General features: G+C 58.3%; 12 protein-coding genes. 6 read left to right on the top strand and 6 right to left on the bottom strand.

Annotated elements, in window-relative coordinates:
• Positions 1-8 precede the first annotated feature (8 nt).
• Positions 9-1,580, bottom strand: a complete 1,572-nt coding sequence (locus AC2FH8_RS10695; RefSeq protein ID WP_496689733.1) for a Re/Si-specific NAD(P)(+) transhydrogenase subunit alpha — start codon at positions 1,578-1,580, stop codon at positions 9-11.
• 128 nt (positions 1,581-1,708) lie between these two features.
• Entirely contained in the window at positions 1,709-2,161 is a 453-nt protein-coding gene (locus AC2FH8_RS10690) for a methyltransferase family protein (protein ID WP_496689732.1), read from the bottom strand.
• A gap of 183 nt (positions 2,162-2,344) precedes the next feature.
• Between AC2FH8_RS10690 and kynU the strand changes: the two genes are divergently transcribed.
• Positions 2,345-3,538 (top strand): kynureninase, encoded by a 1,194-nt coding sequence (gene kynU, locus AC2FH8_RS10685; RefSeq protein WP_496689731.1) that lies wholly within the window; start codon positions 2,345-2,347, stop codon positions 3,536-3,538.
• Here kynU and AC2FH8_RS10680 read toward each other — a convergent pair.
• On the bottom strand, positions 3,531-4,109 hold the full coding sequence (locus tag AC2FH8_RS10680; RefSeq protein ID WP_496689730.1) for a TetR/AcrR family transcriptional regulator: 579 nt from the start codon (positions 4,107-4,109) through the stop codon (positions 3,531-3,533). The genes kynU and AC2FH8_RS10680 overlap by 8 nt on opposite strands.
• Before the next feature lie 102 nt (positions 4,110-4,211).
• Here AC2FH8_RS10680 and AC2FH8_RS10675 point away from each other — a divergent pair, with 102 nt between their 5' ends.
• Together AC2FH8_RS10675 and AC2FH8_RS10670 are read left to right on the top strand one after the other, a co-directional pair.
• Complete coding sequence (locus tag AC2FH8_RS10675; RefSeq protein ID WP_282021435.1) at positions 4,212-4,676, top strand: (2Fe-2S)-binding protein; 465 nt, start codon at positions 4,212-4,214, stop codon at positions 4,674-4,676.
• A 3-nt stretch (positions 4,677-4,679) separates the two neighbouring features.
• Positions 4,680-6,920: a xanthine dehydrogenase family protein molybdopterin-binding subunit gene (locus tag AC2FH8_RS10670; RefSeq protein ID WP_496689729.1), complete on the top strand. Its 2,241-nt coding sequence runs from the start codon at positions 4,680-4,682 to the stop codon at positions 6,918-6,920.
• 42 nt (positions 6,921-6,962) lie between these two features.
• On the opposite strand, the gene AC2FH8_RS10665 is transcribed toward AC2FH8_RS10670, so the two are convergent.
• From AC2FH8_RS10665 to AC2FH8_RS10655, 3 genes are all read right to left on the bottom strand, one after another.
• Positions 6,963-7,742 carry a gamma-glutamyl-gamma-aminobutyrate hydrolase family protein gene (locus AC2FH8_RS10665; RefSeq protein ID WP_142634959.1) on the bottom strand — a complete coding sequence of 260 codons (780 nt, stop codon included), beginning with the start codon at positions 7,740-7,742 and terminating at the stop codon, positions 6,963-6,965.
• A 220-nt stretch (positions 7,743-7,962) separates the two neighbouring features.
• On the bottom strand, positions 7,963-8,388 hold the full coding sequence (locus AC2FH8_RS10660; protein WP_271950308.1) for a GlcG/HbpS family heme-binding protein: 426 nt from the start codon (positions 8,386-8,388) through the stop codon (positions 7,963-7,965).
• Between the two features lie 25 nt (positions 8,389-8,413).
• Positions 8,414-10,546, bottom strand: coding sequence for a malate synthase G (locus AC2FH8_RS10655; RefSeq protein ID WP_496689728.1), 2,133 nt, complete (start codon positions 10,544-10,546; stop codon positions 8,414-8,416).
• 219 nt (positions 10,547-10,765) lie between these two features.
• Between AC2FH8_RS10655 and pepN the strand changes: the two genes are divergently transcribed.
• From pepN to AC2FH8_RS10640, 3 genes are all read left to right on the top strand, one after another.
• Positions 10,766-13,375: an aminopeptidase N gene (gene pepN, locus AC2FH8_RS10650; RefSeq protein WP_281994892.1), complete on the top strand. Its 2,610-nt coding sequence runs from the start codon at positions 10,766-10,768 to the stop codon at positions 13,373-13,375.
• Positions 13,372-13,800: a hypothetical protein gene (locus AC2FH8_RS10645; protein ID WP_281994893.1), complete on the top strand. Its 429-nt coding sequence runs from the start codon at positions 13,372-13,374 to the stop codon at positions 13,798-13,800. Before pepN ends, AC2FH8_RS10645 begins: the two co-directional genes overlap by 4 nt.
• A gap of 177 nt (positions 13,801-13,977) precedes the next feature.
• Positions 13,978-15,189: a hypothetical protein gene (locus AC2FH8_RS10640; RefSeq protein ID WP_246097153.1), complete on the top strand. Its 1,212-nt coding sequence runs from the start codon at positions 13,978-13,980 to the stop codon at positions 15,187-15,189.
• The last annotated feature ends 46 nt before the right edge of the window (positions 15,190-15,235 follow it).

Below are 15,235 nucleotides of genomic sequence, written 5' to 3'. Positions count from 1 at the left end.
CGGCCTCCTTAAGATTTCTGGAACATGGCAAGCATGCGCCGAGTTACGAGGAAGCCACCGAAGATGTTGATCCCGGCCATGAAAACGGACAGAGCCGCCAGCAGAATAACCAGGAACGACCCGGATCCGATCTGCATCACTGCGCCAACGATGATGATCGACGAGATCGCGTTGGTAATCGCCATAAGCGGTGTGTGCAGGCTGTGCGCGACGCCCCAGATCACCTGGAATCCCACGAAGATCGCCAGCACAAAGACGATGAAGTGCTGCATGAAGCTGGCCGGAGCAATCAGACCGATCAACAGCATTAGCGCACCGCCGATACCCAGCAAGGTGAACTGCTGTTTGGTTTGCGCCTTGAAGGCCGCAACTTCCTGCGCCTTTTTCTCCTCCGGGGTCAGCTCCCTGACCTCAGGCTTTTTCTGAGCGGCAATCGCCTGAACTTTCGGCGGCGGTGGCGGGAAGGTGATTTCACCTTCATGCGTCACGGTTGCGCCGCGGATCACGTCGTCTTCCATGTCATGGTTGATCTGACCGTCCTTTTCAGGCGTCAGGTCTGTCATCATGTGACGGATGTTGGTTGCGTAAAGCGACGAAGACTGTGCCGCCATCCGGCTTGGGAAATCGGTATAGCCGATGATGGTCACGCCATTATCGGTCACGATCTTCTCGTCAGCAACGGTCAGCTTGCAGTTGCCGCCTTTTTCCGCCGCAAGGTCCACGATCACCGAACCCGGTTTCATCGCTTCGACCATGTCCTTGGTCCAAAGCTCGGGCGCTTCGCGGTTGGGGATCAACGCGGTGGTGATCACGATGTCCATTTCCGGAGCAAGTTCGCGGAACTTGGCCAGCTGTGCCTCGCGGAATTCATCGGACTGAACACTCGCGTAACCGCCGGTTGCCGCGCCGTCCTGCTGGTCTTCTTCGAAGTTCAGATAGACGAATTCGGCGCCCATGGATTCAACCTGCTCCGCCACTTCGGGGCGTACGTCGAACGCATAGGTGATCGCACCCAGAGAGGTCGAGGTGCCAATGGCGGCCAGACCGGCCACACCGGCACCTACGATCAGAACCTTGGCAGGCGGTACTTTACCAGCAGCCGTCACCTGACCGGTGAAGAACCGGCCAAAGTTGTTACCCGCTTCGATCACCGCGCGGTAGCCCGCTATGTTGGCCATCGACGACAGAGCGTCCATCTTCTGGGCACGACTGATACGCGGCACCATTTCCATGGCGATCACGTTGGCGCCCTTGGACTTGGCGGCCTCCATGCCCTTTTCATTCCCTGCGGGGTTGAAGAACGAGATCAATGTCTTGCCCTTAGCAAGACGCTTCAGCTCGGTTTCATTTGGCTGACGTACCTTGGCGACGATGTCGGCGGCTTTCCACAGCGCCGCCGCGGTTCCGATAACCTCGACACCCGCCTCTTTATATGTGGCGTCCGAGAACCCGGCCGCAGCGCCGGCCCCTTTCTCGATCAGGCACTCATACCCGAGCTTTTGCAGTTGACGGGCTGAATCCGGAGTCATCGCGACCCGGTTCTCACCGTCAAATGTTTCCTTTGGCGTTCCAATCTTCAACGGCGCGTCCCCCTAATTTTCGGTCAGTTCGCAAGGATAGTTGGCATTCTATCTGAAGAACCAGTTTTAACTGCGCAAGATTATTTCGCAAGCGCAGCATTGTTACGTCGTGTAAAATCCCGTCCACATCAGATCCAGCGGCGGGTTTGCCTTTCATATCTGGCGAAATCCGTGCGAAAGGCACGGCGCATACGGTTTTCTTCCGGCACAATAAACCTGCGTTCCAAAATCCAGACAAAAACAGGCATCAACACCAAGGACAGCACCGCGTCGAAACGCAGAATCAAGCCGGCCAGAATAAGTACATCGCCAACGTAGATCGGATTGCGGCTGCGCTTGAAGATACCTGTTTGAACCAGACTCGATGGAGTTTCATGCGGCAGGACGGTTGTTCGATGCCGACGAAACTCGGCAATCGCCAGCACGACAAGAACGACGCCGCCCCCGATCAGAAGGCCGCTGAGCAGGTCGGTAAACCCGCTGGCCAGCGACAGACCGAAGGACGCATAGTTCGCCTGCATCCAGGCGAGAACAGCAAAGGCCACCAACCAAGCGGGCGGAATGTCGAGTTTGCGCTTCATGCTTGTTCCTTTGATCCTGCGGTATGGATGTCGCATTTGTCGGGGTATGTACCGCTTTGCATCCACGAAAGCAAAACCACAGTTGGTCGCATCTGTGCATTTTCGGCCGAACGCGTAGACACGGCAGAACTGATCAGATAGCCCTTTAGTCAGACATTTGTCAGAATTCTGCACAGGACCTCCATGACTGATTTCGCTGCAACCAAAGCCATGTTCGATCTGCCGAATGGAACCATCTATCTGGACGGCAACTCGCTTGGCCCATTGCCACGTGCTGCCGCCGAGCGGGTGAGTGGAATGATGACACACGAATGGGGTCAAATGCTGATCACCGGTTGGAACAAGGCCGGGTGGATGGGGCTTCCGACCGGGCTTGGCGACCGTATCGGACGGTTGATCGGTGCGGAACCGGGTACCATCGTGACCGGCGATACCCTGTCGATCAAGGTCTATCAGGCTGTTGCCTCGGCGCTGGAGCTTTGCCCCGACCGCAAGGTTGTGCTGTCTGATAACGGCAATTTCCCTTCGGACCTTTATATGGTCGACGGTCTGCTGCGTTCACTCGGATCGGAATACGAATTACGGGTGGTCGCACCCGAGGATGTTGCCGAAAACATCACCAAAGACGTCGCGGTTCTGATGCTGACCGAGGTCGATTACCGGTCTGGCCGGATCCATGACATGGAGGCACTGACGGAACAGGCCCATGCGAACGGCACAATAACCGTTTGGGATTTGGCCCATTCCGCAGGGGCGATCCCGGTTGAGCTGTCCAGTTGCAAAGCGGATTTTGCCGTTGGCTGCAGCTATAAGTATCTGAACGGAGGCCCCGGCGCGCCGGCGTTCATCTATGTGGCGCCCCGCCATGCGGATCGCGTGCGCCCTGCATTATCCGGGTGGCTGGGCCATGAAGCCCCGTTCACGTTCGATCTGGATTACCGCCCCGGACAGGGTATCGAGCGGATGCGTGTCGGCACACCTCCGATCATCCAGATGACCGCGCTGTCTGCGGCGATGGACATCTGGGACATGGCCAACATCATGGACGTGCGCGCCAAGTCAATCGAACTGACCGAGCTGTTTATTTCGGGCGTCGAGGCCACCTGCCCTGACCTGAAACTGGCCAGCCCCCGCGACCCTGCGCAGCGTGGCAGTCAGGTTTCATTCCGTTTCGCCGATGGCTATGCCGCAATGCAGGCCTTGATCGCGCGCGGCGTGATCGGTGATTTCCGCGCTCCGGACATCATGCGCTTTGGGTTCACCCCGCTTTATATCGACGAGCAGGATGTAAACGGCGCGGTGGACATTCTGGCCGACATCATGACCAACCGGTTATGGGACGCACCGGAATACAAAGTCAGACAGCGGGTTACCTGATTTCCAACGCTGCACCAATCATGGCGGCAAGGTTCGAGTTCATCCGGTCAAATTCTTGAAAATCCGTCGCGCTGATTTTGTTTCCCCGCAGCGCAGAGGCAATGGTCTCCGCAGTCTCTCTTGCGCCATCAAACAAACGGACACGATCATTCGACGCTTCTTTCTGTAGCCACCCGGTATATAAAGATTGCAGCCGGGCCTCGCCCTGCGTGATGATATCCGAGGCCAGCGACTTTCCTGCATCCAACAGTTCCATCCCGTGTGGAGAGGACATGATCTGAGCCATACCATCGGTCTGCACGTGGATTGCCTGGCCGATGATCTGCGAAACCGAGCCGTCTGCATGAAGGGCTTTCGTAACGGCTTCGATCTTCTCCTCATAGTGCAACTCGGTGAGTCTGCGCAGGATCGCCTCTTTGTTGTCGAAATACAGATACAATGCCGGGCGCGAGATCCCCACGCCCTTTGCGATTTCATCCATCGACGTCTTTTTAAATCCGTAAGCCGCGAATGCCTTACGCGCCGAATCCAGTATGGCAAGGCACTTTGCGTCTAGCACGAAATCTCTCATCTGAACCTTTTGACACTTTTCGCTCAATTTGTCAGTTGACACTCTGACACTCACACCCATTTATGTCAGAACGTCACTAAATGCCAAGAGGGAGACGCAGCTATGACGGCCAGCTTAAAGATAAATGGGACGTCATATGAGGTCGATCTACCCGAGGATGTCCCCCTTTTATGGGTTCTGCGCGACGAGATCGGACTGACCGGCACCAAGTTTGGCTGCGGGGTTGCGGCATGCGGCGCCTGTACCGTTCATATAGACGGAGAAGCCGTGCGCTCTTGCCAGGTTGCCTTGTCCGATGTCTGGGGTGACGTCACCACAATCGAAGGTCTGGGCAGCCCGGACGCGATGGCCAAGATACAGCAGGCCTGGATTGACCATCAGGTTGCGCAATGCGGTTATTGCCAATCGGGTCAGGTCATGCAAGCCGCCGCGCTATTGGCCGAGAACCCCAGCCCCACGGATCAGGACATAGACGATGCGATGCAGGGCAATCTGTGCCGCTGCGGCACCTATCCCCGTATCCGTGCCGCGATCCATGACGCAGCCTCCAGACTGAAGGAGGCATAAGCGATGGCCTCCGTAGGAAAAATTCTTCGCCGCACGTTTCTTATCGGCTCAGCCGCCATTGTTGGCGGCGTCGCGTTTGGCGCCTATTATGTCAGCCGCCCGGCAGCCAACCCGCTGAAGCCTGGCGATGGGGAAACCGCGCTTAGCCCGTTCATCCTGATTGATCAGCAGGGCGTAACCCTGTTCGCGCCACGTGCCGAGATGGGACAGGGCGTAATGACCACTTGGGTAGCCCTGATTGCCGAAGAGCTGGACGTCGAATTGGACGATATCCGGGTCCTTCACGGGCCTGCGGCAGCCGCCTATTACAACTCGGCCATTTTGGGTGAGAGCCTGCCGAACAAGGGATATGACATCTCGAACTTCCAGCACAATCTCGCACAATCGCTAGGCGTTCTGGGCAAGGTTGTCAGCCTGCAGGTCACCGGCGGATCGACCTCGATGCGCGACGGGTTCGAACGTATGCGCGAGGCAGGGGCCACCGCCCGCGAAACACTGAAACAAGCCGCTGCTGATCGTCTGGGCGTGGAGCGTGACCAGTTGAAGACCGAAAACGGCGCCGTGATCGCGCCGGACGGGACGCGCATTCCCTATACCGAACTGGCTGAGGCCGCCGGACAGATCGAGCCCATGCAGGTCGAGCTGCGCGATCCCTCAGATTGGCGTTTGCTGGGACAGAACCTGCCACGAGTCGACATGGTTGGAAAATCCACGGGCACGGCTGAGTTCGGCATCGACGTGCGCCCCGAGGGTCTGAAATTCGCCTCGGTTCGGATGAACCCGAAACTAGGCGGTGCGATGAACGGCTTTGACGCCAGCGCTGCGGAATCCATGCCCGGCGTAGAGAAGGTGGTCGATCTGGGCAACGGCGTAGCGATTATTGCCAATAACACCTGGCTGGCCATTCAAGCGGTTGAGGCCATAGAGGTCGATTGGGCCGACGCCCCCTACCCGCCGGATACCGACGGTATTTTCGCCAAGATTGCCGAGGCGTTTGACGACTCGCCAAATTCGACCATGCGCGATGATGGGGATGTAGACACCCTGCCCGACGGGGCCACCGAAATTACCGCTGAATATCAGGTACCCTATCTGGCACATTCCACGATGGAACCGATGAACGCCACCGCGCTGTTCACCGGTTCCAGGCTCGAGCTGTGGTGTGGCAACCAGGCGCCGACCTTCCTTCTGACCCGCGCTGCAAACACGGCGAATTTGGATAAAGAAGCGGTCGAGATTCACACCACCTATCTTGGGGGCGGATTTGGTCGTCGCGGAGAGCTGGATTTCATCGAAATCGCAACCAAAGTCGCCATAGCCATGCCCAATACTCCGGTCCAGACCACCTGGAGCCGTGAAGAGGACATGCGCCACGATTTCTACCGCCCCGGCGCGCTGGCGCGGATGCGCGGCGCGGTCAAAGACGGCAAGGCAGTTCTGATCGACGCCAAGGTTGCATCGCAATCCTGCACACAGCAGGCCGTGGAACGCATATCGGGCCTGCCCGGCGCTGGCCCCGACAAGGTCCTGGTCGAAGGTCTTTTTAACCAGCCCTATGCCGTGCCGAACTACCGCGTCAGCGGCCACATCGCCGATCTGCATGTACCTGTCGGGTTCTGGCGTTCGGTCGGCAATAGCCATAACGGGTTCTTCCACGAGACATTCATGGACGAGCTGGCCCTGGCCGCCGGTCGTGACCCGCTGGAGTTCCGTCTTGAGCTGGCCCAAACCGAGCACGCACCGTCGGCAGCTGTCCTGCAAGCCGTCAAGGAAATGTCAGGCTGGACGGGTGAAACGCCCGCCGGTGTTGGTCGTGGCGTGGCAATGACCTACAGCTTTGGCACGCCTGTGGCGCAGGTGGTCGAAGTGGTCGATGAGGACGGCACCATTCGCATCGCAAAGGCGTGGATCGCCTGCGATGTGGGTCTGGCGCTGGATCCCGGAACGGTCGAGGCGCAGATGTTCGGTGGCATGATCTATGGCCTGTCAGCAGCCGTGATGGGCGAGATCACCTTCGCCGACGGTGAGGTCGAGCAATATAACTTCCCCGACTATGACGCGCTGCGGATGCATAACGCCCCGGTGACCGAGGTTCGTATTCTGGAAACCAATCGCCATCTGGGTGGTGTGGGTGAACCGGGCACGCCTCCGTCGATGCCAGCACTTGGCAACGCCCTGTTCGACCTTACCGGCAAGCGCGCCCGCAGCTTGCCGTTGATCAATCAATTCAATCTGCTGGTTTGATAGCAAAGCGCCGGTCCCTTCAATCAGGGCCGGCGGAGGGACTCAGGCGGTTTGTTTAACCAATCCCGATCGCACTCCTGCGGACCAGTCGCGTGCCGCATCGCCAAACGCCTCAAAAAGCGGCCGCGAGACAGGGTCATTGACCGCGTCCCATTCCGGGTGCCATTGCACCGACAGGGTGAAACCGGGCGCGTCCTGCACATAAATCGCCTCGGGCGTGCCGTCTGGTGCAGCGCCGTCAATCACAATGCGATGTCCAACAGTTTTGATCCCCTGCCCGTGCAGCGTGTTGGTCATCACCTCGGCAGCGCCCATCAACCGATGAAACACGCCCCCCTCGGTCAGGTTGACCACATGGCGTAGGGCAAATTTCTCTTCCAAGGTGCCGTCGGGGGGCATCCGATGGTTCATGCGCCCCGGCAGATCGCGGATTTCTGGATAAAGCGTTCCGCCCATGGCCACGTTGACCTCCTGAAAGCCGCGGCAGATGCCGAAAAAGGGCTGCCCTCTTTCGACACAGGCCCGCACCAAGGGTAACGTGATCGCATCGCGCGCCCGGTCGAAATCGCCATGCGCGTCGGTCGCAGGTTCGCCATATTCCTCGGGGTGAACATTGGGACGCCCCCCTGTCAGCAGGAAACCATCACAGACCTCAAGCAGTTCCTCGACACAGACATACCGCGGGTCGGCAGGGATCAGCATCGGCAAGCAACCCGAGACATTGGCCACGGCGTCCGAGTTCATCGTGCCGCCGGCATGAGTCGGATATTGATCGTTCATCAAATATGAATTGCCGATGATACCGACGACAGGTCGAGCCATTATTCTTTCCTAGTTCTTTCCGTACGTTCCGGGAAAGGTATCGACAGGGTCACAGGCGCGCAATAGCACATAGCCTGTGTGTCAGCGCAAGTCTCTGTTCACCCCTGCACAACAAGGGGCCTGATCGGACCACCGCCGAATTGGCCCTATTCGCTTTGCGCGCCGCTTGTGCCTCGTAAAGATCGGAGAGCCTTTGCCGGCTCTCCGAGTTCACCAAAGGTCAAACTTCGCCAGTCAGCCCGGCCGCTTCGATCCCGGCCATGGCAGCGATGGCGTCGTTATCCGACGTGTCGCCGGTCACACCGACTGCGCCGATTACGGCACCTTTTCGGTCACGTAGCAGAACACCACCCGGAACCGGCACGACCTGACCGCCATAAACACCGTTTACGGCGGCCATGAAATAGGCCTGCGCCTCGGCGCGTTGCATCTGGGCTGTGCCCGCCATCCCCAGCATGACCGAGCCGTAGGCCTTGCCCTGCGCAATCGCAAAACGACCAGGGGCAGCACCGTCTTCACGCTCAAACGCGATGACGTGGCCACCAGCATCAAGAACGATGACCGAGAGGGGTTTCAGCCCCAACTCGCGCCCTTTTTCAAGGGCTTTGCGGATAAGGGTACGGGCTTTGCGCAAAGAAATTACCATATTCGATCCAGTCATTTCTGTTGGGTTAAAGGCTGGCTTTCATCTCCAGTCGGCGGGCGTGCAGGACAGGTTCGGTATAACCCGAAGGCTGAACACGGCCTTTGAAAACCAAATCACAGGCCGCCTGGAAGGCGATGCCGTCGAAACCGGGAGCCATTGGGCGATACGCCGGATCGCTATCATTCTGCCGATCGACCACTACGGCCATTTTCCGCATCGCGGCCATGACTTGCGCCTCATCGACAGTGCCATGATGCAGCCAGTTGGCCAAGGCCTGAGACGAAATCCGGCAGGTGGCACGGTCTTCCATCAGGCCAACATCATTGATGTCCGGCACTTTCGAACAGCCAACGCCTTGATCGACCCAGCGAACCACATAGCCCAGGATGCCTTGCGCGTTGTTTTCGATCTCACGCGCAATCTCATCATCGCTGAGGTTGCGGTCGCCCAGCAAAGGCACGGTCAGCAGATCATCCAGCGTACCACGTGCGCCACCGGCAGCCAATTCGTCCTGGCGCTCTAGGACGTTGACCTTATGATAATGTGTTGCATGCAGAGTCGCGGCAGTCGGCGACGGCACCCAGGCGCAAGTTGCACCCGATTTCGGGTGACCGATCTTGGCGTCCAGCATGTCACCCATACGGTCGGGCATCGCCCACATGCCTTTGCCAATCTGTGCCTTGCCCTTCAAGCCACATGCCAGACCGATATCAACATTGCGATCTTCATAAGACGCAATCCACGGCGTGTTCTTGATGTCGCCCTTGGGCAGCATTGGTCCTGCCTCCATCGAAGTGTGGATTTCATCCCCGGTCCGGTCCAGAAAGCCGGTGTTGATGAAGGCCACGCGCGATTTGGCGGCGCGGATACATTCCTTGAGGTTCGCCGAGGTGCGGCGCTCTTCATCCATAATACCGAGCTTTACGGTGTTGCGCGGCAGGCCGAGGATGTCTTCAACCATATCGAAAATTTCGACGGCAAAGGCAACCTCTTCAGGTCCGTGCATCTTAGGCTTTACCACGTAGACCGAACCAGTGACCGAGTTGCCGCCATCGCGCTGCAGGTCGTGCATCGCAATGAGAGTGGTGCACAGCGCGTCCATCAGACCTTCGCCGATCTCGCGCCCTTCGGCATCCAGAACGGCGGGGTTGGTCATCAGGTGCCCCACATTGCGGACCAGCATCAGCGACCGGCCCTTAAGAACACCAGCGCCACCGTCCGCCGCGGTAAAGGTCAGGTCATCGGCCAGTTTGCGTGAAAAAGTCGTGCCGCCTTTGCTGACCTCTTCGGTCAGATCACCCTTCATCAGGCCCAGCCAGTTGCCATAGGCAACCACCTTGTCCTCGGCATCCACACAGGCGACTGAATCTTCGCAGTCCATGATCGTCGACAGCGCCGATTCAAGATGCACGTCAGCAATACCGGCCGGGTCGGTGGCGCCAATGGTGCTAGAGGTGTCAATCACGACTTTGACATGCAGACCGTTGTTCTTCAGCAGAACAAAGTCCGGGTTTTCAGCGGCACCGCCAAAACCCACAAACTGCGCTGCATCTGCCAGCGCGGGCACCAGAACCCCATTTTCAACGCGCAGTTCTGACATTTCAGCCCACGATCCGCTGGCCAGCGGGGCGGCATCGTCCAGAAACGCTTTGGCCCAAGCAATCACGCGTGCTCCGCGCGCATCATCATAACCACCACCGACGGGAAGATCGCCCATCGCGTCGGTGCCATAAAGCGCGTCATACAAGCTGCCCCAGCGCGCATTCGCAGCGTTCAGTGCAAAACGCGCATTGGTAATAGGAACCACCAGCTGAGGACCGGGAATCAACGCGATCTCGGGATCCACATTGTCAGTTTCGATCTGAAAATCCCCGCCTTCAGCCACCAAATAGCCGATCTCGCGCAGGAAATCCTGATAGGCGGCAGCATTATGCGGCTGGCCATTGTTTTCCAGATGCCAGGCATCGACGCGCGCCTGGATATCGGCCCGCTTTGCCAAAAGTGTACGGTTCTTTGGGCCCAACTCGTGAACCATCTGCGCAAGCCCGTTCCAGAAGGTGTCAGCCGCAACGCCTGTTCCAGACAGAGCATGCCCTTCTATGAATTCGGTCAGAATCCCGTCGACCTTGAGTCCGCTCCGCATCCGTCTGCTGCTCATGCCACATTCCCTCGTATGTACGCCGTTGTATACAGGCCCCAATTAGGGCGGATATTTCCGATAGGCAACATGTCTTGGTCAGTTTGGGTCTTTGGTCGTCAGGCCACTTCGACATCGACAGATGCTTATCGCCTATTGAGCAAGCTTACTTGCACCGCTTGCAGCCCATCGCAGCAACCCATAACGTCGCGCCTGATACCAACCCATTCGAGGCCACCGATGCGCGACGCAGCCCCCACGACGATCTTTCTGAAAGACTACACACCGTTTGGTTATCTGGTGGACAGCGTACATCTGACCTTTGATCTGGCCCCAAATGCGACCCGAGTGACTTCGCGCATCGCCTTCCGGCCCAATCCTGATGCCTTAGACCGTCAGTTTTTCCTGCATGGTGAGCAACTGAAACTGATCCGTGCTACTGTTGACGGGGTTGAGATCACTCCAGACGTCACAGAGACCGGCCTGACGGCGGTTGTTCCCGACGCGGCATTTGTCTGGGAAGCCGAGGTCGAAATCGACCCAGGCAATAACACTGCGCTTGAGGGGCTCTACATGTCGAACGGCATGTATTGCACCCAATGCGAGGCCGAGGGGTTTCGCAAGATCACCTTCTATCCCGACCGACCCGACGTGATGTCGATCTTCACCGTACGCATTAATGGCGCGTTGCCGGTTCTGCTGTCGAACGGCAACCCGACCGGCAAGGGGGATGGCTGGGCCGAATGGAATGACCCCTGGCCCAAACCCGCCTATCTGTTCGCCCTTGTCGCAGGCGACCTGATTACACATCCCGGTCAGTTCACAACCAAATCGGGCCGCGAGGTTGAACTGAACCTGTGGGTGCGCCCGGGCGATGAGGGAAAATGCGCCTTCGGTATGGAGGCGCTGAAGAAGTCGATGAAATGGGACGAGGACGTCTATGGTCGCGAATACGACCTGGATGTCTTTAACATCGTCGCCGTCGATGATTTCAACATGGGGGCGATGGAAAACAAGGGTCTGAACATTTTCAACTCGTCCGCCGTGCTGGCCAGCCCTGAGACATCCACCGATATGAATTTCGAACGGATCGAGGCGATCATCGCGCATGAGTATTTCCACAACTGGACTGGCAACCGCATCACCTGCCGCGACTGGTTTCAGCTGTGCTTGAAAGAAGGTCTGACGGTGTACCGCGATGCGCAGTTCACCTCGGACATGCGCTCGGCCCCGGTCAAACGTATCCACGATGCCATCGACCTGCGGGCGCGCCAATTCGCAGAAGATAACGGCCCGCTTTCACATCCGGTAAGGCCAGAGAGCTTTCAGGAGATCAACAACTTCTACACCGCGACGGTCTACGAAAAAGGCGCCGAGGTGATCGGCATGCTGAAGCGTCTGGTAGGTGACGAGGCCTATGCGCAGGCGCTGGAGCTGTATTTTGATCGGCATGACGGTCAGGCCTGCACCATCGAGGACTGGATCAAGGTGTTTGAAGACACCACAGGTCGCGACCTGACCCAGTTCAAACGCTGGTACAGCCAGTCTGGCACCCCGCGCGTATCGGTGACCGAAGAATGGACTGATGGCATCTACACCTTGACGCTGAAACAGCGCACCGACCCGACCCCCGGACAGTCAGATAAGCTGCCGCAGGTTATCCCCGTTGCGGTCGGGCTGATCGGCGCGAACGGGGATGAAACCATGCCCACAACCATTCTGGAGTTCACGCAGGAAACCCAAAGCTTTGCTTTCGAATACACAGTAGAAGGCTGGCGCTTGCAGGGTTGCGAAGGACCGGAACGCGTGTCCGGTGCCAATCCGCCCAAACCCACGGCCTCAATCCTGCGCGATTTCTCGGCCCCCGTGATTCTGGAACATGACCAGAGCAGCGCTGAGCGAGCTTTTTTGCTGGCTCATGACAGCGACCCGTTCAACCGCTGGCAGGCGGGGCGATCTTTAGCCGAAGACACGCTGATCAAGATGATCGTGACGGATGCGGCACCGGAAACGGATTATCTCGATGGCATCCTCGCCGTATTGCGCGACAGCGATCTTGACCCGTCTTATCGCGCCTTGATGCTGGGGTTGCCGTCCCAATCTGAACTTGCTGCGATGATGCATGAACAGGGTGTCACGCCCGACCCGATGGCCATTTGGACCGCTGTTGAAACGCTGCGGCAGGTAACGGCCCAGCACGTTCAGGATCTGCTGCCCCGCCTGCATAGCGAAACCAGCATCGAAGCAGCCTTTAGCCCGGACGCAGAACAAGCCGGCCAGCGGGCTCTGGGTGGGGCCGCATTGGCGTTGACCTCACGGTTGGACGGGGGTGCAAAAGCGGCCGAGGATTATCAGCGCGCCGATAACATGACCCTTCAGCTTTCGGCTTTGTCCTGCCTGTTGCGTGCGGGCAAAGGGGAACAGGAACTGAACGCGTTTTATGACCGGTGGCAAGATGACCGGCTGGTGATGGACAAATGGTTCGGCCTGCAGGTGGCGATGTCAGCCCCGGCAGAGACTGCAGATATCGTAAGCCACCTGACCGGGCATCCGGATTTCAACTGGAAGAACCCGAACCGTTTCCGGGCTGTTCTGGGGGCATTGGCGACGAATCACGCCGGTTTCCACCGTGCTGATGGAGCTGGTTATTCTCTGCTGGCGGACTGGCTGATCAAACTGGATCCGGTCAATCCGCAGACTACGGCGCGGATGTGTTCGGCTTTCCAGACGTGGAAGCGCTATGACGCAGATCGCCAGGCCCTTATCCGCACCCAGCTGACCCGCATCGCCGAAACGCCAGACCTTTCACGGGACACGACCGAAATGGTGACGCGCATCCTGAACGCATGACCCCCTATTCCTATACACGGCATAACAGGTCACCGCAGGTCATCGCCATTCTGCTGTCGGTCTATTCCGCGCTGGCTGTGTTGGTCATCGCCTTTGATGCCGTCTGGTGGCTGATTGGCCTGCTGGCCCTGTTCACCCTGCCCGCATTATGGGACTTTGCACAAAACACCCGTTCGGGGCTCCGGCTGGATCAGGATGGGCTGCAGTGGTTCTCGGGGCGGCGCGAGGCTGGCGTAAGATTGAGCGAAATCGACCATGTGCGTCTGGATACACGCTGGGATTTCTCGGTGCGCATGTCGCTGGTGCTGACCTCGGAAAAGCGGATTCGCCTGCCTGATGAGTCGACCCCTCCGCATAAGGAACTCGAGTCCCGCCTGAAAGAGGCTGGCCTAAAGGTTGAACGGCATCATTTCGGCCCATTTTGAAACGATCCCGAGTCTCAGGGCGCATTGACCGGAACAAAGCGACAATAAGACGGTTGTAGCTTGAATTTGAGCCAAATAGAGGCCAGTCTCTAAAGCTAGGTTACGATTTTTTTTGTTTCGAGTGTAAGCATGTTCCGGTTTCTGATGGCCCAAAAGGCCCGCGTTCCACATCCATCCTTGAAAATTGCGTCAGATTTCGACGCCGCCGATGCAGTGCTGGCCGCTGCTCTGCCAGATCAGGGTTCGGTAAATATCCCCGTCGCAAATGTCTCGGCCGATGAACTGATCGGTCAGGACGTCATAGAGCTTGGCCGCGATCTGGCCCGTCAGGATCGGTGGGCAGACCTTTCTGCAAAGATGCGTGCCGCCGATGACGCGCGCGAAACTGCGCCCGATGGGATGCCAATCGCGGATTTGCTGGCATTCGGCGCTCGGTCCGATGTAGTGCTGGCGGTCGAACACGCTCTGTCCGATTATCGGGCATTGTCAGACTATGATCTTCTTGGCGGAATTTCTGAGCTTGAGGATGAAATGCGGGCGCATGAGGATGATCCGATGATCGCCCTTGTTGTGGCTATGGCGCATATTGACCTGGCCTGGGCGTGGCGCGGCACTGCGACAAACGCAGTTCTTCCCCCCTTGCACCGGTCTCGCTGCACCGCCCATTTCGACCGCGCGGCCGATATCCTGCCAAAATGCCGCGAAGCCGCGCCCAACAATGCGCTGGTTGCGGCTGTTGGCTGTGCTCTGCTGGCAGGTCAGCGCAAGTCCAATCTGCGCGTGGCTGATCAGTATGAACAGTTGATTACGTTGGACCCGCATAACCAACGCCATATGCGTGCAATGGGCACTCATCTGCTGCCACGCTGGTTCGGCAGCTATGAAGAGCTTGAGGTTCAGGCCCTGCGCAATGCAGCCCGTACCCATGACCTTTGGGGCGCCGGTGGCTACACTTGGGTCCAGTTTGATGCCATCGCCCTAGACGACGAAGCCTGCGCACGGCTGGATATCGAATACTTCCTGCAGGGTTTGCACGATATACTGCGCAACCGCCCCGACCAGCAGATGGTCAATATGCTGGCTGCCTATTGTGCGATAACCATCCAGAACGGCCTTGGGGGGAATGAAAAGGCCGACGCGGTGCGCGCTCAGATCCACGACGCGGCCAACTGGCTGATCCGTGATCACCTGACCGAACTGCATCCGCTGATCTGGGCCCATGCGGCACAAGGGTTCAATAACTCGGTCCGCATCAACTCGCCCGAACGGTTTGCAGCCCGCGGGCACCGCGATGCGTTGCGGGCAATCGGCGACCTGTTTCGCGAGGAACTGCGCAGCGGCATGGATGTGACCTTTACTCCGACAGGGTTGCACCTGTCCGGACACTGATTCCCCCTTGCCCCTTTGGCGCGCCGAGCCTAATACGCAGGCTTAG

It is taken from the genome of Ruegeria sp. CDSC025 (assembly GCF_059610805.1).
The sequence above is the reverse complement of the archived record's forward strand: the minus strand, read 5'-3'. Positions and strand labels throughout refer to the sequence as shown.

Excerpts from the sequence above, each read along its gene's own strand:
- AC2FH8_RS10665 (WP_142634959.1), bottom strand. The coding sequence starts at position 7,742 with ATGGCTCGACCTGTCGTCGGTATCATCGGCAATTCATATTTGATGAAC.
- AC2FH8_RS10655 (WP_496689728.1), bottom strand. The coding sequence starts at position 10,546 with ATGAGCAGCAGACGGATGCGGAGCGGACTCAAGGTCGACGGGATTCTG.
- AC2FH8_RS10660 (WP_271950308.1), bottom strand. The coding sequence starts at position 8,388 with ATGGTAATTTCTTTGCGCAAAGCCCGTACCCTTATCCGCAAAGCCCTT.
- AC2FH8_RS10680 (WP_496689730.1), bottom strand. The coding sequence starts at position 4,109 with ATGAGAGATTTCGTGCTAGACGCAAAGTGCCTTGCCATACTGGATTCG.
- AC2FH8_RS10690 (WP_496689732.1), bottom strand. The coding sequence starts at position 2,161 with ATGAAGCGCAAACTCGACATTCCGCCCGCTTGGTTGGTGGCCTTTGCT.
- kynU (WP_496689731.1), top strand. The coding sequence starts at position 2,345 with ATGACTGATTTCGCTGCAACCAAAGCCATGTTCGATCTGCCGAATGGA.
- pepN (WP_281994892.1), top strand. The coding sequence starts at position 10,766 with ATGCGCGACGCAGCCCCCACGACGATCTTTCTGAAAGACTACACACCG.
- AC2FH8_RS10675 (WP_282021435.1), top strand. The coding sequence starts at position 4,212 with ATGACGGCCAGCTTAAAGATAAATGGGACGTCATATGAGGTCGATCTA.
- AC2FH8_RS10645 (WP_281994893.1), top strand. The coding sequence starts at position 13,372 with ATGACCCCCTATTCCTATACACGGCATAACAGGTCACCGCAGGTCATC.
- AC2FH8_RS10670 (WP_496689729.1), top strand. The coding sequence starts at position 4,680 with ATGGCCTCCGTAGGAAAAATTCTTCGCCGCACGTTTCTTATCGGCTCA.